Annotated in this window: 19 protein-coding genes and 1 tRNA gene; 4 read left to right on the plus strand and 16 right to left on the minus strand. The window is 43.7% G+C overall.

The window, feature by feature from the left end; all coding sequences use genetic code 11:
- Positions 1-107: 107 nt before the first annotated feature.
- Positions 108-884: a DUF481 domain-containing protein gene (locus ACHUFI_RS21685; RefSeq protein WP_394252986.1), complete on the plus strand. Its 777-nt coding sequence runs from the start codon at positions 108-110 to the stop codon at positions 882-884.
- 104 nt (positions 885-988) lie between these two features.
- On the opposite strand, the gene rplI is transcribed toward ACHUFI_RS21685, so the two are convergent.
- From rplI to rnr, 5 genes are all read right to left on the minus strand, one after another.
- Positions 989-1,441, minus strand: a complete 453-nt coding sequence (gene rplI / locus ACHUFI_RS21690; protein WP_394252988.1) for a 50S ribosomal protein L9 — start codon at positions 1,439-1,441, stop codon at positions 989-991.
- Between the two features lie 38 nt (positions 1,442-1,479).
- Entirely contained in the window at positions 1,480-1,707 is a 228-nt protein-coding gene (gene rpsR, locus ACHUFI_RS21695; RefSeq protein ID WP_000090472.1) for a 30S ribosomal protein S18, read from the minus strand.
- 110 nt (positions 1,708-1,817) lie between these two features.
- The gene (gene rpsF / locus ACHUFI_RS21700) at positions 1,818-2,207 is read right to left on the minus strand and encodes a 30S ribosomal protein S6 (RefSeq protein WP_004741278.1); all 390 of its coding nucleotides are present in this window, start codon (positions 2,205-2,207) and stop codon (positions 1,818-1,820) included.
- A gap of 268 nt (positions 2,208-2,475) precedes the next feature.
- A complete protein-coding gene (rlmB, locus tag ACHUFI_RS21705) occupies positions 2,476-3,216 on the minus strand; it encodes a 23S rRNA (guanosine(2251)-2'-O)-methyltransferase RlmB (RefSeq protein ID WP_394253015.1) in 741 nt (246 codons plus the stop codon).
- A 16-nt stretch (positions 3,217-3,232) separates the two neighbouring features.
- A complete protein-coding gene (rnr, locus tag ACHUFI_RS21710; protein WP_394252990.1) occupies positions 3,233-5,716 on the minus strand; it encodes a ribonuclease R in 2,484 nt (827 codons plus the stop codon).
- Positions 5,717-5,967: 251 nt separating this feature from the next.
- Between rnr and ACHUFI_RS21715 the strand changes: the two genes are divergently transcribed.
- On the plus strand, positions 5,968-7,377 hold the full coding sequence (locus ACHUFI_RS21715; protein WP_394252992.1) for an amidohydrolase: 1,410 nt from the start codon (positions 5,968-5,970) through the stop codon (positions 7,375-7,377).
- Between the two features lie 78 nt (positions 7,378-7,455).
- Here ACHUFI_RS21715 and motX read toward each other — a convergent pair whose 3' ends face one another.
- Both motX and ACHUFI_RS21725 read right to left on the minus strand, forming a co-directional pair.
- The gene (gene motX / locus ACHUFI_RS21720) at positions 7,456-8,091 is read right to left on the minus strand and encodes a flagellar protein MotX (protein ID WP_394252994.1); all 636 of its coding nucleotides are present in this window, start codon (positions 8,089-8,091) and stop codon (positions 7,456-7,458) included.
- Between the two features lie 269 nt (positions 8,092-8,360).
- Complete coding sequence (locus tag ACHUFI_RS21725; RefSeq protein ID WP_394252996.1) at positions 8,361-9,677, minus strand: adenylosuccinate synthase; 1,317 nt, start codon at positions 9,675-9,677, stop codon at positions 8,361-8,363.
- A gap of 172 nt (positions 9,678-9,849) precedes the next feature.
- Between ACHUFI_RS21725 and ACHUFI_RS21730 the strand changes: the two genes are divergently transcribed.
- Entirely contained in the window at positions 9,850-10,038 is a 189-nt protein-coding gene (locus tag ACHUFI_RS21730; RefSeq protein ID WP_394252998.1) for a DUF2065 domain-containing protein, read from the plus strand.
- Between the two features lie 84 nt (positions 10,039-10,122).
- Here ACHUFI_RS21730 and hflC read toward each other — a convergent pair whose 3' ends face one another.
- The 8 genes from hflC to tsaE form a co-directional block, all read right to left on the minus strand.
- Positions 10,123-11,097, minus strand: coding sequence for a protease modulator HflC (hflC, locus tag ACHUFI_RS21735; protein WP_394253000.1), 975 nt, complete (start codon positions 11,095-11,097; stop codon positions 10,123-10,125).
- A gap of 2 nt (positions 11,098-11,099) precedes the next feature.
- Positions 11,100-12,290: an FtsH protease activity modulator HflK gene (gene hflK / locus ACHUFI_RS21740; protein ID WP_394253002.1), complete on the minus strand. Its 1,191-nt coding sequence runs from the start codon at positions 12,288-12,290 to the stop codon at positions 11,100-11,102.
- A gap of 45 nt (positions 12,291-12,335) precedes the next feature.
- Entirely contained in the window at positions 12,336-13,625 is a 1,290-nt protein-coding gene (gene hflX / locus ACHUFI_RS21745; RefSeq protein ID WP_394253004.1) for a ribosome rescue GTPase HflX, read from the minus strand.
- A gap of 44 nt (positions 13,626-13,669) precedes the next feature.
- Positions 13,670-13,930, minus strand: a complete 261-nt coding sequence (gene hfq / locus ACHUFI_RS21750; protein ID WP_137358719.1) for an RNA chaperone Hfq — start codon at positions 13,928-13,930, stop codon at positions 13,670-13,672.
- Positions 13,931-14,118: 188 nt separating this feature from the next.
- Positions 14,119-15,054, minus strand: a complete 936-nt coding sequence (gene miaA, locus ACHUFI_RS21755) for a tRNA (adenosine(37)-N6)-dimethylallyltransferase MiaA (protein ID WP_394253007.1) — start codon at positions 15,052-15,054, stop codon at positions 14,119-14,121.
- Between the two features lie 49 nt (positions 15,055-15,103).
- Complete coding sequence (gene mutL / locus ACHUFI_RS21760; RefSeq protein ID WP_394253009.1) at positions 15,104-17,101, minus strand: DNA mismatch repair endonuclease MutL; 1,998 nt, start codon at positions 17,099-17,101, stop codon at positions 15,104-15,106.
- A 28-nt stretch (positions 17,102-17,129) separates the two neighbouring features.
- Entirely contained in the window at positions 17,130-18,851 is a 1,722-nt protein-coding gene (locus ACHUFI_RS21765; RefSeq protein WP_394253017.1) for a LysM peptidoglycan-binding domain-containing protein, read from the minus strand.
- Complete coding sequence (gene tsaE, locus ACHUFI_RS21770; protein ID WP_394253011.1) at positions 18,845-19,309, minus strand: tRNA (adenosine(37)-N6)-threonylcarbamoyltransferase complex ATPase subunit type 1 TsaE; 465 nt, start codon at positions 19,307-19,309, stop codon at positions 18,845-18,847. The genes ACHUFI_RS21765 and tsaE overlap by 7 nt, the downstream gene beginning before the upstream one ends.
- A gap of 206 nt (positions 19,310-19,515) precedes the next feature.
- Between tsaE and queG the strand changes: the two genes are divergently transcribed.
- On the plus strand, positions 19,516-20,640 hold the full coding sequence (gene queG / locus ACHUFI_RS21775) for a tRNA epoxyqueuosine(34) reductase QueG (protein ID WP_394253013.1): 1,125 nt from the start codon (positions 19,516-19,518) through the stop codon (positions 20,638-20,640).
- Positions 20,641-21,221: 581 nt separating this feature from the next.
- Here queG and ACHUFI_RS21780 read toward each other — a convergent pair.
- A tRNA-Gly gene (locus ACHUFI_RS21780) sits at positions 21,222-21,297 on the minus strand.
- Between the last annotated feature and the right edge of the window lies 1 nt (position 21,298).

Consider the following 21,298-nt stretch of genomic DNA (forward strand, 5'->3'; position numbering starts at 1 on the left):
TCTTAACTTTGTTTTAGTCTTAAATAAGAATTTACTTATTGCTGACTCAAGTAAAATGGTTAAATATTACGATCACACTATTAATACCACCCATAAATGAGGTCTGCGTGTCCAAATTGTTCATTCTCAGCTTAGGGCTCCTGAGTGCGCCTGCCATCTACGCTGAAGAATCCAAGGATCTGGATATTGCACCTGATACCACAACCGAAGCCCCCAACCCGCTTTCAACAGAGGTTGAGTTCGGCTACCAATCTCACACCGGTAATTCGGATTCGCGTTCTCTCAACGCTCGACTCAACGGGGAATATACGTCTGGTCGCCATCGTACTAACGGTGAATGGAAATATTACAATCTTTATAAAGATGGTGAAGAGGATAAAAGGCAATCGACCTACTCAGCGCAAAGTGACTATAAGTTAGGTCCAAAAACTTACCTTTACGGTAGTTTTAAAGGTGTCGATTCTCGCTACAGTGCCTATTTCAAAGATTATACAATTTCGAGTGGCCTGGGTTACCAATTCTCCAACACTGAAACGTTTGTTTTAGAGCTCGAACTTGGCCCTGGTTTTCGCTACCAAGAACCCAACCTCGATGAAATTGATGATGACGATATTATCTTTCCAGATATTGTTGAAGAGGCGATATTTCGCGGGAATATCAACACATCATGGCAAGCATTGAAGAACCTGAAGTTCAATGCAGATGTCACTCTCGTTTCCGGTGAAAGTAACTTAAGAATGGATACCGACTTGGAAGCAATCAATGACATTACCGACAACATCGCTTTGAAGATTGCGTTTTCCCGCCAATACCACGATAAAGTGCCTGAAGGCTTAGAAAAGTCTGACAGTATCCTGTCGGTTAATATACTTTTCCAATTTTAGTCTCACCCAATCGACTTTACCCACTATATTCAGACATAAAAAAACACCAGCCTAAGCTGGTGTTTCAAACTTTCTAAAAGAAAGAATTCGTCTTGGTACTGAAATTACTCAGCAGCAACGATAGCTAGTTTCGCAGTAGCAAAAACTTCAGAGTGAAGTTGGATGCTTACTTCGAATTCACCTACGTTACGTAGAGCACCTTCAGGTAGGCGTACTTCGCTCTTAGCTACTTCAACACCTGCCGCTGTAATAGCGTCAGCGATGTCGCGAGTACCGATAGAACCGAATAGTTTACCTTCGTCACCAGCTTTAGAAGCGATAACAACAGCTTCAAGAGCGTTAACTTTCTCAGCGCGAGCTTCTGCAGCAGCTAGTTGCTCAGCAACTTTAGCTTCTAGTTCAGCACGACGAGCTTCGAACATTTCAACGTTGCCCTTAGTTGCCATAACTGCTTTACCTTGTGGGATAAGGAAGTTACGAGCGTAGCCAGATTTAACGTTTACTTGGTCGCCAAGGCCACCTAGGTTACCGATTTTATCAAGTAGAATAACTTGCATTATCTTAGTCCTCTTAAACTTTTATTAACTATTACCGATTACTGATGCTTGTCAGTGTACGGTAGTAGAGCTAGGTAACGAGAACGCTTGATAGCGCGAGCTAGTTGACGCTGATACTTAGCGCTTGTACCAGTGATACGGCTAGGTACGATTTTACCAGCTTCAGTGATGTAGTTTTTAAGAGTTGCTACGTCTTTGTAGTCAATCTCTTGTACGCCTTCTGCAGTGAAACGGCAGAATTTACGACGACGGAAGAAACGAGCCATGGGCTATCTCCTGATCTTAAATTTAATAATGCGGTTTTCACAGTTACTTATGTAATTGTCAAAACCTAAAACAAGTTGAGAATTTTTTAAGGCATTAAGCCAAAAAAGAATTACTCAGCAGCTGCTTCTGGCTTAGCTTCTGTACGCTCTTCGCGACGAGGAGCACGCTCAGCACGCTCTTCTTTTTGCTTAAGCATGATAGATTGCTCAGTCACAGCGCCTTTAGTGCGCATGATCATGTTACGTAGAACTGCATCGTTGAAACGGAAAGCAGTTTCTAGCTCGTCAATCACTTCTTGACCAGCTTCAACGTTCATAAGAACGTAGTGAGCTTTGTGAAGCTTGTTGATTGGGTAAGCCATTTGACGACGACCCCAGTCTTCTAGACGGTGGATAGTACCGCCAGCTTCAGTGATAGAACCAGTGTAACGCTCGATCATGCCAGCAACTTGCTCGCTTTGATCAGGGTGAACCATGAATACGATTTCGTAATGACGCATTTGGTTGCTCCTTACGGATTATTAGCTTCCACGAATGGCTCGGTCGTCCAGAGGAAGCAAGGAACTAAAGAAAAATGACCGAGTTTTAAGGACGGCAAATATTATAGAAAGAGCCCTGTATTAGCAAGTGATATTTGGCGAATAATGAAACAGTTTTTCTTTCGCCATCTAGCCATCCAGGTTTTCTATTTTTTGATGAAGATCCCTAAGAATACAAAAGCCCACCATAACTATGGTGGGCAATATAAACTTGTCTATTCTCAGACGATTACTGAGCGAGGCGTTGACGTACTGCTTCGAACAAGCAAATACCTGATGCCACTGACACATTTAAGCTTGAGACGCTACCTGCCATTGGGATTTTAATCAGATCATCACAAGTTTCGCGAGTTAAGCGACGCATGCCATCACCTTCTGCGCCCATCACCACAGCCAATGGACCGGTCATCTTCGCTTGGTAGATATCATGCTTGGCTTCGCCAGCGGTACCCACAAACCACACTCCCTGCTCTTGCAGTGCACGCATAGTACGGGCAAGGTTAGTCACACGCACAAGAGGCACCGTCTCAGCAGCACCACATGCAACTTTACTCACAGTGGCAGTAAGCGGTGAGGAGCGATCTTTCGGTACGATAACTGCTGCAACACCTGCCGCATCAGCATTACGTAAGCAAGCTCCTAAGTTGTGCGGGTCAGTAACACCATCTAGCACTAACAGTAATGGTTGCTCATGCTGAGCAAGGATTTCATCAAGGTCGTTTTCGTTAAGTTGTTTCGCCGGCTTAACTTTCGCAATAATGCCTTGATGATTTGCGCCCTGTGCTTTGTCGTCAAGCGGCTTACGTCCCATCTGCTGAATTGAAATACCATACTGCTGAAGCTGGTTTAACAAAGGAAGCAGGCGCTCATCTTGGCGACCTTTCAATACATATGCTTCAATAAATCGTGCTGGATCTTTTTCCAACACCGCTTTCACTGCGTGAATGCCGTATAAAAATTCGTTACTCATCATTTACCCTGTCAGGTTATTTCTTTTTTGCTCTAGCTTTATTAGCGCCCGCACGCGAATTTTTCTTACGTGCTTTTTCCGCTGGAGACTTTTTACGTGCTGGCTTTTTAGACTTCGGCTGCTCTTCACTGCCATCAGGTCTTTTTGTTGGTTCAACTAAAGGCTTAGCAGACACACCTGGCTTACGGCCTTTCACCGATGCACGTTTTTTATTTTTAGCTTTCTTTTGCGCTTCCGCTACCCGCTTCTTCGCAGTTTTACCTTTGCCGCGTAGCTTACGATTTGTTTCCGTTAATTCAAAGTCAATTTGACGGTCATCTAAGTTAACCGCTTTCACTTTTACTTTTACTGAATCACCAAGGCGGTAAATCATGCCACCGCTTTCACCAATAAGTCTTTGACCTAGCGGATCAAATTGATAGTAATCATTCGCCAGTGACGAAATATGCACTAAACCATCAATGTGAAGTTCCGTTAAACGGACAAAGAACCCAAATCCAGTTACATTGGCAATAACACCATCCATTTCTTCTCCGACGTGATCTTGCATGTATTCACATTTCAACCAGTCGTTCACTTCACGAGTTGCGTCATCTGCGCGTCGCTCCGTCATGGAACATTGCTCGCCGTAGAAATCCATATCATCAAAGGAATAGTGGTAACCGCCCGTTGGTGTCCAGCGGTCGGTATTGCGTCCTTCACCTTTCGCAATTAGATACTTGATTGCGCGGTGCAATAATAAATCTGGGTAGCGACGAATTGGCGACGTAAAGTGTGCATAACGTTTTAATGCTAAGCCAAAGTGACCAGCATTGTCGGCGTTATATACCGCCTGCTTCATAGAACGAAGCAACATGGTTTGGATAAGCTCTTTGTCTTCTCGCTCACCAATTTGACGCATTAGGTGTGCATAATCCGTTGGGGATGGCTCTAGCCCACCGCCAAGGTTCAAACCTAGCTCTCCAAGAAAGTCTCTAAAGCCAGTTAGGCGCTCTTCCCCTGGAGTTTCATGAATACGGTACAACGCTGCTTCTTTGGCTTTCTCTACTAAAGAAGCTGAAGCTATGTTTGCCAAAATCATACATTCTTCAATGATCTTGTGAGCGTCATTACGAACCACAGGCTCAATACGATCAATCTTACGGTCTGAATTAAAGATAAACTTCGTTTCCACCGTTTCGAATTCAATCGCGCCACGCTCGTCACGAGTCTGCTTAAGTACCTTGTACATCTTATGCAGCTCTTGGAGGTGCGGCACTTCGTTTTCATAACGCTGACGAAGTTCTTCATCGCCTTCTAGAATCGCACCTACTTTGTTGTAAGTAAGACGAGCATGAGAATTCATCACCGCTTCATAATGCTTGTAGCCTGAAAGCTTACCGTTGGCAGAAATGGTCATTTCACACACCATACACAAGCGGTCAACTTGTGGATTTAGTGAACATAAACCATTCGATAACACCTCTGGCAACATTGGAACGACTTGCGATGGGAAATAAACCGAGTTACCACGATTGATCGCTTCTTTGTCCAATGCAGTATCTGGTCGCACATAGTAGCTAACATCTGCAATCGCTACCCATAAACGCCAACCGCCGCCTTTCTTCGCTTCACAATAAACCGCATCATCAAAGTCTCGTGCATCTTCACCGTCAATCGTAACCAATGGCAGTTCACGCAAATCAACCCGGCCTTCTTTCGCTTCCTCAGGTACATGTTCACCTAAGTTGGCGATTTGCTTATCCACCGCTTCTGGCCACTCATTCGGAATTTGATGAGTGCGAATAGCAATCTGTGTTTCCATACCCGGCGCCATGTTCTCGCCAAGTACTTCTATAACCTTACCTGTCATGCCACGAGTACGCGTGCCGCGATCGGTTAGCTCGATCACAACAACGTTCCCCATACGAGCACCGCCTTTATGCTCATTCGGGATAAGAATATCTTGTGTGATACGAGAATCGTCTGTCACGACAAATGAGTGACCGTACTCTAGGAAGAATCGTCCAACCAACGGGGTCTGACGCTCTTCTAATACTCGAACCAAACGCCCTTCTTTACGACCGCGCTTATCTGTACCTGAAGGCTGAACCAACACCAGATCGCCATGAATAATATTACGCATCTGATGATGAGGAAGTAACACGTCGTGATCTTTACCGATGCTTCCTTCAGGACGAACCCAGCCGAAACCATCTTTATGCCCGATAACATAACCTTTAATCAGTTCCAGTTTTTCTGGCAACGCATAACATTGACGACGTGTGAATACGAGCTGTCCATCACGTTCCATGGCTCTCAAGCGACGACGTAGACCTTCATACTGTTCTTCGCCAGACAAGCCTAACGCTTCGAACAAATCATTTCGATTCATTGGGATGTTGGCTTCGGTTAAGAACTTAGTGATGAATTCACGACTAGGAACAGGGTTTTCGTATTTCTGTGATTCTCGATCCGCAAAAGGATCAACATTGGTGTTATCTGGTTTCTTATCTGACATAGGCGAGTCTGCTTAAGCAAAGGAAGGTATAACTCTAGTATATCTGACTACGCATCTAACCTACAGATATGCTTGCTAAAAGCTCTAAATTAGCCATTTTTGACTCAATTTCATACAAGTTTAAACAAATCATCATAAGCATGAATTAAAGTCACAGTTCCATGCAATTGATAAAGCAAACGTTTGCAAGATAAGAAAAATGCCCTATCATGCCAACACTTTTACCATCACCTGTTCCAAAAGGTATTGATATGACATTTAAACGCTCACTGCTTAATGCTGCCATGGCTAGCTTAAGTCTATTCCCGATGATGGCTTCAGCGGTTGAAAAAGTCGATCTTATGATCACTGACGCTATGGTCTTGACGATGAACCAAGATAAAACCGTTTTTGAAAATGGTACGGTTGTGGTTAAGGACAATAAAATTATCGCGGTTGGCGACTCTTCATTAGCAGAACAATATCAAGCAAAACAAACACTGGATGTAGATGGTGATATCGTCATGCCAGGCCTTATCAATACTCATACGCACGTATCGATGACGGTATTCCGCTCACTTGCTGATGACGTTCCCGATCGTTTACACCGCTATATTTTCCCACTTGAAGCGAAACTGGTGTCTCGTGATATGGTACGCATTGGTGCAAACCTAGGTAACGTCGAGATGGTAAAAGGTGGTGTCACTACTTACGCCGATATGTACTACTTCGAAGATGAAGTCGCAAAAACCGTTGATGAAATTGGTATGCGTGCTGTGCTTGGGGAAACCGTGATTAAGTTCCCAGTGGCTGATGCAGCCAATGCAGAAGAAGGCATTAAGTACGCTCTAAACTTCATTGAAGAATACAAAGATCACCCACGCATCACCCCTGCATTCGCGCCACACGCACCATACACCAATACCACAGAGATCCTACAAAAAGTGGCAAAGCTATCTCTAGAGCATGATGTGCCTGTGATGATCCACCTAGCAGAATCTCACCGTGAAGAAGAGAAAATCGCTAAACGTGCAGATGGTTTATCGCCTGTTCAATACATGCATAGCATTGGTGCACTCAACAAGAACCTCGTTGGCGCTCACATGATCTTAGTAGATGACGAAGACATCAAGCTAGTGAAAGAATCTGATATGGGTGTGGCACACAACATGAGTGCGAACATCAAGTCAGCAAAAGGCGTATCGCCAGCACTTAAGATGTACGATGAAAACGTCCGCATTGGTTTGGGTACCGATGGGCCAATGTCTGGTAATACGTTGAGCACCATTGATGAATTCAACCAAGTTGCGAAAGTACACAAATTAGTAAACAAAGATCGTGCGGCAATGCCACCGATCAAAGTGATCGACATGGCAACAATGGGCGCGGCAAAAGCGCTACACATGGAAGATAAGATCGGATCATTAGAGGCTGGAAAATTAGCAGATATTATTGTGATCGACACTAAAGCTCCGAATATGGTTCCGGTTTATAACCCATACTCAGCATTGGTTTACTCTGCAAATTCAGCAAATGTTCGCCATACTATTGTCGATGGTAAGATCATCATGAAAAATCGCGATATGTTAACCGTAGACGAAGATGCCATTCGTAAAGAAGCATTAGAGTTTACGCAAGTCGTTCGCGACACTGTTATTGAATCCGGTGAAGTGGTTCAATAACCTAAAATGAAAGTAAAAAAGACCTCGCTAAGCGAGGTCTTTTTTATGTGCGGTATGAAAATATCTAACTAGTGTGGATTACCAGAATACGTCACGGCGTTTCGCTCGTGCGATAATATTGTCAGGCATCCTCTGCTCTAAACCATTTCGTAAGACTGAAATACGTTTATGCTGCCTTTGGTCTGCTGTGACCGAGTTATACAGCCATCGATATGCATCTTCATAATCTAACGGGCTGCCATAATCGCGCAGTAACAATTCAGCTAAATGAATACGTGCGTTAAGATTTCCCATTGAAGCAGCTTCACGTAAATATGGAATCGCGCGCTCTTTATCTTGCTGAACTAGAGTGCCACGAGAGTAATAGCGCCCAATTTGTTCTAAGGCGGCCGGTAACCCTTGATGAGCAGCATTTTCCATATAGTAGAGGCCTAGCTCGACATCTTGGTCAACGCATACTCCCCACGCCAACATATCACCATACAAAAACTCATACGATGGCAAACTGATGCGCGTAGCCCGAGCAACAATATCTTCAACAAGTTGGCATTTATCCGCTTTTACACGTTCTAAATGTTGGTTATTTTCTATTAAATTAATCAATTCAGCTTCAGTGTATATTGGAACGGGCTCCCCTACATCTGCTAAATTTGCATGACTCAAGGAAGAGCTTAGCGCCAAGACCAATGAAGCTGCTACTGTTCGTAGCTTCATACCTGCACTCTTTATCTGTGGTTGAACGCCAGCATTGCCTCACTAAGAAAGAAGCAAACGCCGCAGTTCATCTACTATGATAAGTTTATCGGCAACCGTTGGATTTGCTTTAGACAAAATTTGCCGCCTTTAGGCAACATTTTGCCAGATGGCGTACAAAAGATCATCAATACCACCAAGATTACTAATTTATAGGTACAAAAAAGCCGACTTGCAATAAGTCGGCTTTCATAACTCATTATCATCGATGCCTTAAGGCATCAGTAGCATTATGCGCTATAAGGGTGAACCTTGATGATAGTCTCGTTACGATCTGGACCAGTTGATACGATATCAATTGGAACACCAGTTAGATCTTCAATACGCTTGATGTAGTCTAGAGCAGCTTGTGGAAGCGCATCTAAAGACTTAGCACCAAATGTGTTCTCGCTCCAACCTGGCATAGTTTCGTAGATAGGCGTCGCTTCTTCAAATGACTCAGCAGCCATTGGAGAAACTTCTAGGATAGAACCATCTTTCATCTTGTAACCAGTACAGATTTTAAGTTCTTCTAGGCCATCTAAAACGTCTAGTTTAGTTAGACACATACCCGTTAGAGAGTTGATTTGGATTGCACGACGCATAGCAACAGCATCGAACCAACCTGTACGACGTAAACGACCAGTCGTCGCGCCAAATTCATGACCAACATCGCCTAGGTGCTTGCCAACTGGGTCTTGCTTATCAAGGCCATCGTATAGCTCAGTAGGGAATGGGCCTGAACCAACACGAGTACAGTAAGCCTTAGTGATACCAAGGATATAACCGATGTGACGAGGACCAAAACCAGAACCTGCAGCAACACCACCAGCTGTCGTGTTAGAAGACGTTACGTATGGGTAAGTACCGTGGTCGATATCTAGTAGCGTACCTTGAGCACCTTCGAACATGATCTTGTCGCCGCGCTTGCGTGCTGCGTCTAGTTCGTCAGTTACGTCGATAACCATCGCAGTTAACATATCTGCGTAGCTCATCGCTTGCTCTAGTACTTCTTCGTAGCTTACTGTTTCAGCTTTGTAGAAATGCTCTAGTTGGAAGTTGTGGAATTCCATAACTTCTTTTAGCTTCTCAGCAAATGCTTCTTTATCGAAAAGGTCACCAACACGTAGGCCGCGACGAGCAACTTTATCTTCGTAAGCTGGACCGATACCACGACCAGTTGTACCGATAGCTTTCGCGCCACGAGCGATTTCACGCGCGTTGTCGATTGCGATGTGGTACGGAAGAATTAGAGGACAAGCTTCAGAAATGAAAAGACGCTCACGTACTGGGATACCGCGATCTTCAAGAGGCTTCATTTCTTTAAGAAGTGCGTCAGGCGATAATACAACACCGTTGCCGATAACACATTTAACGTTATCACGTAGGATGCCTGATGGAATTAAGTGAAGAACGGTTTTTTCACCGTCAATTACAAGTGTGTGACCTGCATTGTGACCGCCTTGGTAGCGAACCACGTATTTTGCATCTTCAGTTAAAAGGTCAACAATTTTACCTTTACCTTCGTCACCCCATTGGGTGCCTAGAACGACTACGTTATTTCCCATCTTTCCAATTCTGTTGCTAATTAAAAATGGATTCTAGCACTGAATCACACTTCTTGCAGTCACTTTTTGTTCATTATTCGTATTAATCACTTCCCAATTAGCACTTGTTATACTACTAAATTCACAAAAATCATTGATACTATTATGCTTTTAGTATTTTTAAGGCTCTAGCATGTCAAATTCAATCTGGTTAGCCCTTGGCCTCGTACTTATTATCGAAGGGATTGGCCCGCTAATCGCTCCAAAAGGGTGGCGAGAAATGATGAGCCAACTTAGCCAACAGCCTGATAACCAACTACGCAGGATTGGAGGCTCGCTTGTCGTGGCAGGGTTAGTCATCGCGGTAATGGTCGGAAGCTAAATACCCTAGCGTCAAAACCAGCGCTTAACTAATACAAAAAAGGCTCCCAATGGGAGCCTTTTGATAGTCTTCAATAATCAGTAATTATTGAGCGCCTTTCGAGTTATTCATGTACTGGAAGAAATCGCTCTTCGGATCAAGTACTAGAATATCGCTCTTTTCGCTAAATGAAGTTTCATAAGCTTGAAGTGAACGCATAAAGCCGAAGAACTCAGGATCTTTGTTGTATGCATCTGAGTAAATCTTTGCAGCCTTCGCATCCGCATCACCACGTGTTACACGAGCAGTACGGTCAGCTTCAGCAAGCACAGTTGCGACTTCTAGCTCAGCTTGCGCACGGATAACTTCAGCTCTTTCACGACCTTGCGAACGGTGTTTACGAGCCACTGACTCACGCTCCGCACGCATACGCTTGTAGATTGAATCACTGATGTTATCGGGAAGGTTGATTTTCTTCATACGGAAATCAACAATCTCAACACCTAAGTCTTTCATCGCTGAATCACGAGTACCAACAAGTACTTCAGACATGATTTGGTCACGCTCACCATCAATCTCTAGTGCTTCTTTCGCCGCTTCCGTGGTTACTTCTTCACTATTGGCCGAATCAGGCAGGATGTCTTTGTTACGTGGACCAGATACGATCTGTTTGATTTCACGAGAACCAATCTCAGAACGTAATACATCCGTTACTTTACGCTCTAGAAGCGCTTCAGCTGTAAGAGCATTACCACCACCGGTTGCTAGGTAGTATTGACCGAAATCTTCGATACGCCACTTAACGTAAGTATCAATGATTACGTCTTTTTTCTCAGACGTTACGAAACGGTCCGAACGACCATCCATTGTTTGGATACGTGCATCTAGCGTTTTTACACGATCAAACAAAGGCAGCTTGAAGTGTAGGCCCGGCTCATGAATACGAGAGATATCATTGTTATCTTTCAATACTCGGCCGAAACGAATCACGATACCGCGCTCCCCTTCAGGGATAACGAACACAGACATCAACATTAGAGCTAATGCTACGACCAATACAGGGATCATTAACTTACGCATTATTAGTATCTCCCTTGGCGTGAACTATCAGAACGAGACTGAGTGGTTGACTGAGTATCGGCTTGAGATTCAAGTTCAATTTGATCATAGGTTGAAGTAGTTTTCGCTTTACGCTGAGTTTGCTTCGCTCCACCTTGCCCAGCCAATTTATCAATTGGTAGGTAAAGTAGGTTGCCGCTTGACTCAGAGTCAATCAACACTTTAGACGTATTTGAATATACTTTTTCCATCGTATCTAAGTACAGACGGTTACGTGTAACCTCTGGCGCTGCTTGATATTCAGGTAATAGCTTTTCAAATTGTGCCACTTGACCAAGCGCACCATTAACCGTGCGCTCAGAGTAACCGACCGCTTCTTTCTTCAAACGTTCAGCACGACCCGTCGCTTTAGGAAGAATGTCATTACGGTACGCTTCAGCTTCACGCTCAAAACGTTCTTCATCCTCACGAGCAGCGATAGCATCATCGAATGCATCTTTTACTTGCTCTGGTGGACGAGCTGACTGGAAGTTCACGTCAACAATAAGAATACCCATATCGTAGCTATCAATAATACGATTTAGTGTTTCTTGAGTGCTTTGACGAATCTGTTGACGGCCACTGGTTAGGATGCTGTCCATCAGTGAGTCACCAATTACTGCACGAAGCGCAGAATCTGTCGCTTGGCGTAAACTGTCATCAGCGTTTGTTACACGATACAAATATTTGTATGGGTCAGAAACTCGGTATTGAACACCCATTTCAACCGTCACAACGTTTTCATCTTTTGTTAGCATCGTGCCAGAAGCACGTAGCGAACGAATCGCTTGAACGTTGACTAGCTGTTCATCTTTAATTTCATCGATGAAACGAGGGTGCCAGTTAAGACCAGGTTCTTCGATACGGTCAAACTGACCAAGACGAAGTACAACGGCTCTTTCTGCTTCGCCTACAGTGTAGAAACCCGCGAAGAACCAGATTGCAACTGCGATAACTGCAATGACACCAAAGCCAATTGCACCGCCGCCGCCAATTGATGGACCGTTGCCACCTTTATTACCAAACTTGCCACCCAACTTTTGACTCAGTTTGTTAAATACTTCGTCTAAGTCTGGCGGTCCTTGATCTCGGCCACCACGATTATTTTTATTACCCCAAGGGTCATTATCGCGGCCTTTATCGCCGTTGTTATTTCCAGGCTCATTCCACGCCATTAGAAAGCTCCATCATTTGATATGACGTTATACTGTAGCAGTCTCTTAGTTAACGATAAAGCCACCTAAGAGCGCCCCTTCTCTTTTTTCTAGTTTAGACCAGTCAACTTGTTGCATCCTAATATCTATCAACAAGTTACCTTCCTGATCATATTCTTCTTGTTGAATACATTTCAACTGGAAGAATGTACTACGAATTCTGCCTTGATGCTCTGGTGGAATTCGTAATTGGTACTGCACAATCTGACTCGCTAACCGCTCAGTTAACGCTTCAAACAAAAATTCAATACCTAAGCCTTCCATCGCAGAGACCCAGACTGTACGAGGTACACCTTCTTCGTCTCTTTCAATGCGTGGCTTTTGATCATCCATGCAATCAATCTTGTTCATCACCACAAGAGTCGGCACTTCATGAGCATCGATCTCTTCTAGTACATCGTGAACAGCTTGAATATTCTCACGAAAACGCTCATCACTGGCATCAACAACATGTAACAAAATGTCAGCTTCTTGCGTTTCTTGCAACGTTGCTTTGAACGCCGCAACTAAATCGTGTGGCAGATGACGAATAAAACCTACCGTATCTGCAAGTATTGCAGGGCCAACATCCGCAAGATCGATCTTACGTAACGTAGGATCCAACGTTGCAAACAGTTGATCGGCTGCGTATACGCCAGCAGAAGTTATACGGTTGAACAATGTTGATTTCCCTGCGTTGGTATAACCAACCAAAGAAATAGTCGGAATTTCAGCTCGATTTCGAGCACGACGGCCTTGTTCACGTTGCTTCGCGACTTTAGCCAAACGACGTAAGATCGCTTTAATTCGATCACGCAATAAACGGCGATCTGTTTCTAGTTGGGTTTCACCTGGTCCGCGTAAACCTATACCACCTTTTTGTCTTTCAAGGTGCGTCCAACCTCGAATCAGTCGGGTCGAAATATGACGAAGCTGAGCAAGCTCAACTTGCAATTTACCCTCATGAGTACGAGCACGTTGCGCGAAAATATCTAAGATCAATCCCGTTCGATCGATCACACGACATTTACACAGTTGTTCTAGGTTACGTTCTTGGGCAGGAGATAGGGAGTGATTAAAAATCACGATTTCAGCACCAGTTAGCTGAACGGCTTGAGCAATTTCTTGGGCTTTACCCTCTCCAACGTAGTATTTAGGGAGTGGGGATTGTCGACTACCAGTAATCACTTGTAGCGTTTCAACCCCTGCGGAAGACACGAGCATTTCACATTCGCTAAGATCTTCCCACTCACCTTCTTGCGTGAAGTTGATATGAACAAGTACGGCTCGCTCACCGGATTCATAACGGTCAAACAAGCAACCAACTCCTTATTGCAGTCTTTACTGCATTATTTAAATTATTAATCTTCAGATTTCTCAGGACGATCAGAAGGTGCGCGCTCACCACTGTGATGACTTACTGCACGAGCAGGTACCACAGTTGAAATTGCATGCTTATAAACCATCTGATTTACAGTGTTTTTCAATAAGATCACAAATTGATCGAAAGACTCAATCTGACCTTGAAGCTTGATGCCGTTTACAAGGTAGATAGATACTGGGATACGCTCACGACGGAGTGCGTTTAGAAACGGGTCTTGTAGAGATTGCCCCTTAGCCATTTTATTTTCCTTATTTGTATTTTGTTGTAATTATTTAGCTAGTGGTGCACAAAAAGGTGCGGCCTTTGCATCTGAGCTAAATGAATAAAAAAACTCCGTTGTTATTGAAAGGCTAGCAAATAAAAAACCTCAATAACGGATCCTTTCCAGAGTATATTCACGCAAAAGCGATCACATTATACACAGCATTACTGATCAGATGCTATTGCATCTGAAAGAGTTTCTAGTGCGTGTTCAATGTTTTCGCTATCTAACCAAGTTAAATCATCCCAGCTGCGTAACCAGGTAATTTGTCGCTTGGCCAATTGACGGGTTGCACAAACACCACGGAAAACCGCTTCGTTTAAATCACAATTCCCATCTAAATAGTCCCACATCTGCCTATAACCTACGCATCGTATTGATGGTAGATCCGGGTGAAGATCATCCCTAGCGTATAACGCTTTCATTTCATCTTCAAACCCTGCTTCTATCATCTTCTCGAAGCGAAGTTCAATTCGGCGATGCAGTTCAGCCCTTTCCTTGGGAGCAATAGCAAATTGCTTAACTCTAAAAGGCAGGCTTTCACCTTTTGTTTGAGTTAGCTCAGTTAATGTTTTACCTGAAATTCGGTGAACTTCCAACGCCCGAGACAACCTTTGTGGATCATTCGGGTGAATTCTATCTGCCGATACAGGATCTATCGCACGCAACTGATCGTGCAAAGCTTGCCAACCAAGTGACTGAGCTTCCGCTTCAATTTGCTTACGAATGTCTTGATCCGCTGCTGGAAGTGGGGATAGCCCTTCCAGCAGAGCCTTGTAATAAAGCATCGTGCCGCCGACAAGCAACGGGATTTTTCCCTCAGACACAATCTTATTCATTTCATTGATTGCATCTCGACGAAAATCTGCAGCAGAGTAAGCTTCGCTTGGATCCAAAATATCTATGAGTCTATGAGGGGCAAGCGCCAATTCATTCGCATCTGGTTTCGCCGTTCCAATATCCATATCTTTGTAAATCAGGGCAGAGTCGACACTAATGATTTCCACCGGGTATTTTTGGCGAAGTTTAATCGCCAAGTCTGTTTTACCAGATGCAGTCGGGCCCATTAAAAACAGTGCTAAAGGTAATTTCTGAGTCATAGTTACTTATATTGTTATGGCTTGCTCTGAGCGCTTTGGCTTCAATCGATTAAGCTAAAAGAGCAGCAATTGTAGTTGAGAAATCCACAGAAACGACAAAACTTGAGTCTTCCAAAGGAAGTTGACCGTGCCAAAGCTGTTCGAGTTCCCCAACCAATTGAATGGCTTCTGATAAAGTGTAGTCGCTTTTTACTTGTGCGATTTGAATAGCAATCCAATTCGCTAATGCTTTTTCATCAAAAACAGTACCTTTTTCGTCTGTTTTTAATGAGGCTGCGTAAGATAACAGATCTGGTATCAGAATTTGTAAGTTTTGCTGGCGCAGGGGCGATGGTACTCCCATCACCATTATTGCTTCTGAATTTCGTTGCTTAAGCTCGATTCCGAAGCTTTGCAGCAATAATGCTACTTCGCTAGCAATTTCAACCAAATCACGCCCGAGCTTCAAAGATAAAGGCACTAAAAGTGGTTGGCTCTTAAGACCTTCTTGCTCAGTGTTTAACTGACCCAAAACTCGTAAGTATTCAGCTTTCGCCAAAGAAACAAGCGCACAGCTACTCTTGCTTCCCATCACCAAATATTGCTGATTTACGACAGTGATCGCTTTACCGAGTTCCGTTACGACTTCACGGTTATTCACAGCAGGCTTAACTGCGTTTTCTGACGGTTCCGGTGGCGAGATTAGGTTCGGCTTGGTATCAACACTCGGCGTTTTTAGTAACTCTTTATATGCCCTTACTTCTTTTTTAGATGGTGTAGGCTCTCCGAACCTCTGAGGTGCTTCTTTCTCTTTCTTCGGAGCGGGTCTAGATTCTATCCACTCTTGACGCCCAGAAAACTCTTTGGAGGCACCGTAATAACCAACCTTTTCGTTGACTACCGGAGTGGGATTCTCAGAAGCCTCAACTTGCGATGGCGCTTTTCTTGGATAAGCAGGTGTATTATCAATAACTTGTGAGACACGCTCTTGGACTTGTTCCGTTTCTCCATCAGCCAAGCTACTTGGTTGATGAAAAGCAGATTGAGTAACCGGTGTGGCATCAATGTGTTTTGTTTGTGCGAGGCCATCACTCAAAGCTTGATAAATAAAATCATGCACCAATCGAGCTTGATGGAAGCGAACCTCATGCTTGGCAGGGTGCACATTGACGTCTACTTGATGTGGATCTAACTCTATAAAAAGTACATAAGTTGCGAACTGGTCAGGTCTTAAGCTGGTCTCATAGCTTTGACGGATAGCATGATTGATCAGCTTGTCACGCATCATTCTTCCATTCACGTAACAATATTGTAGGTCGCTTTGCTGCCTCGCCCCCTCTGGAGTTGTGATCCAACCATGAAGCTTCAACCCTTGATGCTCCAATTCGATCTTCAACATATTACGAACAAAAGCATTGCCACATACGGCGGCAATACGCTTTTCTGCTTGAAGATCGTTTTTTGCCGCTCGATATTGACGGATCATTTTCCCGTTATGGCGTAAATTAATCGTCACATCAAATCGACTCAACGCAATACGCTTCAGCAGCTCATCGATATGAGTAAACTCGGTTTTTTCCGTTCTAAGAAACTTGCGACGTGCTGGAGTATTGAAAAAGAGATCAAGCACTTCAACTGAAGTTCCGATTGGGTGAGCCGCAGGTTGTAGTTTCACCTGCATATCTCTACCTTCACTATAAGCAGCCCAAGCCTGCTCTTGTGTGGTCGGGCGAGAAGTCATGGTTAAACGCGCAACGGAGCTAATACTCGCCAACGCTTCACCTCGAAAGCCCAAACTCACGATCGCTTCTAAATCATCGAGTGTATGAATTTTGGATGTGGCGTGGCGACTTAACGCTAAGGCAAGTTCGTCTTTTACAATCCCCTTTCCGTTATCTCGGACGCGGATCATTTTTGCGCCACCTTTTTCGATATCAATATCGATACGAGTTGCACCTGAATCAAGACTGTTTTCAACTAGCTCCTTCACGACAGAAGCAGGCCTTTCTACTACCTCACCCGCTGCAATTTGGTTAGCGAGTCGAGCTGGTAATATCTTAATAGTCATACGTTCTTCTTATCAGCTAACGCCACATTTACTTATGCGGGATAATCAGGATTTGGCCAATTGCGAGTTCATCTGAACGCAACTTATTAGCTTTTCGAATACTGTTCACACTCACGCCATACTTCGCCGCGATTTTACCTAAGTAATCCCCACGCGAAACCTTATGCTTCCTCAGGGGCGCGTCTTTCAAACTCACTGTTATCTTGAGCTTTTGCCCGAGCTTTAAAGTATCTGTCTTCAGTTTATTTTCACGTTTTATTTGCGCAACAGACACTTTGTATTGATTCGCAATTTTTCCTAAATAGTCACCTCGTGAAACCGTATGAGTCACAACTTTGGTTTCTACAGGATTCGAGGCTTTCGGAACTGAGAGCGTAGCCGATGAACCAGGGATCACAAGTACTTGCCCCACAGCCAAACTTGTCGACTTCAGCTTATTCGCAGACATGATCGCTTTCGTCGTCGTTGAGTACCTTTTCGCTATCGCTGATAACGAATCACCACGTTTCACCGTATATTTTTTAGCTTTCATCGAACTGGAAAAAGCGGTGCCTTCTGGTGGATTCGCTTTTAAGTACTTAACAATCGCCGTTGCGATTGAGCGCGCAAGCTTATCTTGATGTGAGCGTTGGAAGAGCAGTTTCTCTTCTGTTGGATTGGAAATAAATCCTGTTTCAACCAGAACAGAAGGTATTTGAGGAGAACGTAATACCGCTAGGCTAGTATTGATCGGCTTAGAGTTATGCAGCTTAGCAACCTTACCCATTTCCGATAGTATTTCCGTCGCAAGCTTATAGCCCTCTTTCTGAGAGTGACTAAATTGTAGATCTAGCAAAGTCTGGTTAACGTTCTTGTCATCAATGTTGCTAGTAAATGCCGCCCCACTGCCACCTAGCAACTCAGATTGCTTTTCTTTATTTTCTATCCAACGCGATATTTCGGTATTCGCACGACGCGTATTAAGTACAAATACCGAGCCACCTCTTGGCTGCGGCGTTGTAAATGCATCTGCGTGAATCGAAACTAACAGGTGAGCTTCGTTTTCACGAGCTATCGCTACTCGGCGGTTCAAGTTAACAAAGTAATCACCATTACGAGTTAAGCGGCTCTTTACACCCGGAACGGCGTTAAGCTGTGCAGCCAGCTTCTTCGAAATGCTAAGGGTGGCGTTCTTTTCATATTTTCGAGTTGGCCCTATAGAGCCAGGGTCTTCCCCACCATGGCCAGGGTCGATGACAATCAAGATATCTTCTTTTCGCTGGACTTGAGATATATCTTTACTGATCGTTGGCTTTTTCGAAGGCGCGGGGGTTGAAGACTTTTTCACGGAACCGGCATGCGGGAAATCCACTACCAAACGATGACCGTATTGCCCACCAGGCGTCGGGCTGAGCTTAAACAATTCCGCTTTTGACGACTTTTTCAATTCGAAAACTAATCGATAAGTACTCTTATTTGGCGGAGAACTCTTACGGATCTTCGTCAATACAGGGCTATCGCTAATTTTTAGCGGCAGCTTTGTTGCTAAGCTTGTCTTCTTTAAATCAACGACGAGTCGACTAGGGCTACTCAATGTGAAATAGCTGTAATCGGCTTCCGTTTTTAAATCTATCACTACTCGAGTTTCATCCGGTGAAGGCCAAACGCGAATCCCTTCTAAAGAATTCGCAAAACTTGAGTGGGACAGCAAGACGAAAAATGCAGCCAAAATTAGATTAGCTGCATTACATAAACGCTTAAGAATCAAGATAGCTCCAACTGATCAAGTAAGCTTTTTCCATAATCATTATTCGCGGTTAGAGATACGGTACGTTGATGACCGTCATAGCGAATCTCAATATCTAAATCAGCTTCAGGCAATAATCCATGGCCTTTTTCTGGCCATTCCACCAAGCAAATCGCATCAGAAGTAAAATAGTCACGAATACCCATAAACTCTAACTCTTCAGGATCGGCTAAACGATATAGGTCAAAGTGATAAACTTGCCAATCCGCCAACTGATATGGTTCAACTAAGGTGTAGGTTGGGCTTTTTACATTCCCATCATGACCGAGAGCTCGGACAAATCCACGGCTGAAGGTCGTCTTGCCCGCACCGAGATCACCGTGCAGATAAATAGTCGTCTGCTGTGAGCAAAGATTTGAAAGATTCGTACCTAACAGAATCGTTGCTTGTTCATCTTTCAAAGTAAAATGTTTCGTGCTCATGTATAAACTCTCTAAATATCGATCGTTGACTATATAAAAATCAAAAGAACAAGAATAGTAAACTGTGTTGCTTTTGAGAGACAAGATCTCAAATGTAAGTAATATGAAAAATACACATTAATACACGCGTTTTCTGGTCTTAGAGGCTAAGATCCGTTAAGATTCGCCCCCATTTTTTGCTGCACTCACAAACAAGAGCTGACAACATGAATCTTGACCAACTTGCTGAACAAATAAAAATCTGGGCCAAAGAGCTTGGTTTTCAAAAGGTCGGGATTTGTGACATCGACTTAAGTGAGCATGAAAGTGCTTTGCAAGATTGGCTAGATAAAGGCTATCACGGTGACATGGACTGGATGGCGAGGCATGGAATGATGCGCGCTCGTCCAAACGAACTTCACCCAGGAACCGTTCGGGTCATTAGTGCTCGTATGGACTACTTACCGCCCGAAGCGCAATTCGCTTCCAACTTGAAAGATCCTAATCAGGGCTACATTAGCCGCTACGCATTAGGCCGTGACTATCATAAGTTAGTTCGCAACCAACTGAAAAAACTCGGGCAGAAAATAGAAAAAGAAGTCGATCACCTTGATTGTCGACCATTTGTCGACTCTGCTCCAATCTTAGAGCGCCCCCTTGCTCAAAAAGCAGGCTTGGGCTGGACAGGCAAACACTCCCTTATTCTCGACAAAGAATCAGGATCTTGGTTCTTCTTAGGAGAGTTGCTTGTCAATATTCCATTACCTGTAGACACACCAAGTGAAGATGCCTGCGGTAAATGTACAGCCTGCATTACCTCATGCCCAACAGGTGCCATTGTCGAAGAAGGCGTCGTCGACGCACGTCGGTGTATTTCCTACCTCACCATTGAATTTGATGGTGTTATCCCTGAAGAGTTTAGGCCTCTGATTGGTAATCGCATTTATGGATGTGATGACTGCCAATTGGTATGCCCATGGAATCGTCACGCTGATATCAGCTCACAAACGGATTTCTACCGAAGAGACGCTTTCAACGATTCAAACTTAATCGCACTCGCTCAATGGGACGAAGCAACATTTCTTAAGAAGATGGAAGGTTCTGCCATTCGCCGAATAGGGCATCAGCAATGGTTACGCAATATTTTTATCGCGATGGGAAATGCTCCATACAATTCACAAATCATCGAAGTACTCACGTCGCACCAAGGAAAAAGTGAACTGTTAGATACCCATATTGCTTGGGCGATGGAACAACAGCACAATCAACTCCCTCAATCTGTCGGTAAAACGCATAATAAAAAACAGCGACTGATTAGAATCGTCGAGAAAGGATTACCAAGAGACGCATAATCAGGCTCAGCCCCTCTATATTTCGCTATAACTCTGAAAGCTTCCTACACATTTTTAATGAATAATGTTTGATATCGTTCTCAAATTCAGAAATGTGGAAAAAAACAAAATTATTGACCAATTTATTCCGTATTCAAGAAGTTAAACACATTTCAAATAAATGACTAGGATCAAAAAACAACAAGTTAATGATCTTTAAATTACCAGTAAAAAATACAACAAACCCACCGAAAGCATTAAAAAACAACAACTTAGGTTTATACTGAAATAGTATTGTAATAATTGAGAGTGAAAAGATCTTTCAATATAAAGGTTTGCTTTTTACCTGAAATAGGTTTATCAACCAACTTATCCACATAACATGTTTTGTGGATAAGTCTGTTAATGGATGTGGCAAAACATCAGATAAACCTAATATTTTTCTGATGATAGCAAGCATTCCATCTGCTTCAGCGAATTCAAGACACAAAAATATCCACCGATAGGAGGATTTAATGTTTATTTTGGGGGTTTATGCTTCTCAGCATTAGAAAGAGCAGTGGCTTTAGAGGCCGATTCAAGTTTGATAACTTGAAAGAAAATGGAGCGACACACGAGGTTCGAACTCGTGACCTCAACCTTGGCAAGGTTGCGCTCTACCAGCTGAGCTAGTGTCGCA

This window comes from Vibrio profundi (genome assembly GCF_043642225.1).
GTDB lineage: Bacteria > Pseudomonadota > Gammaproteobacteria > Enterobacterales > Vibrionaceae > Vibrio > Vibrio profundi_A.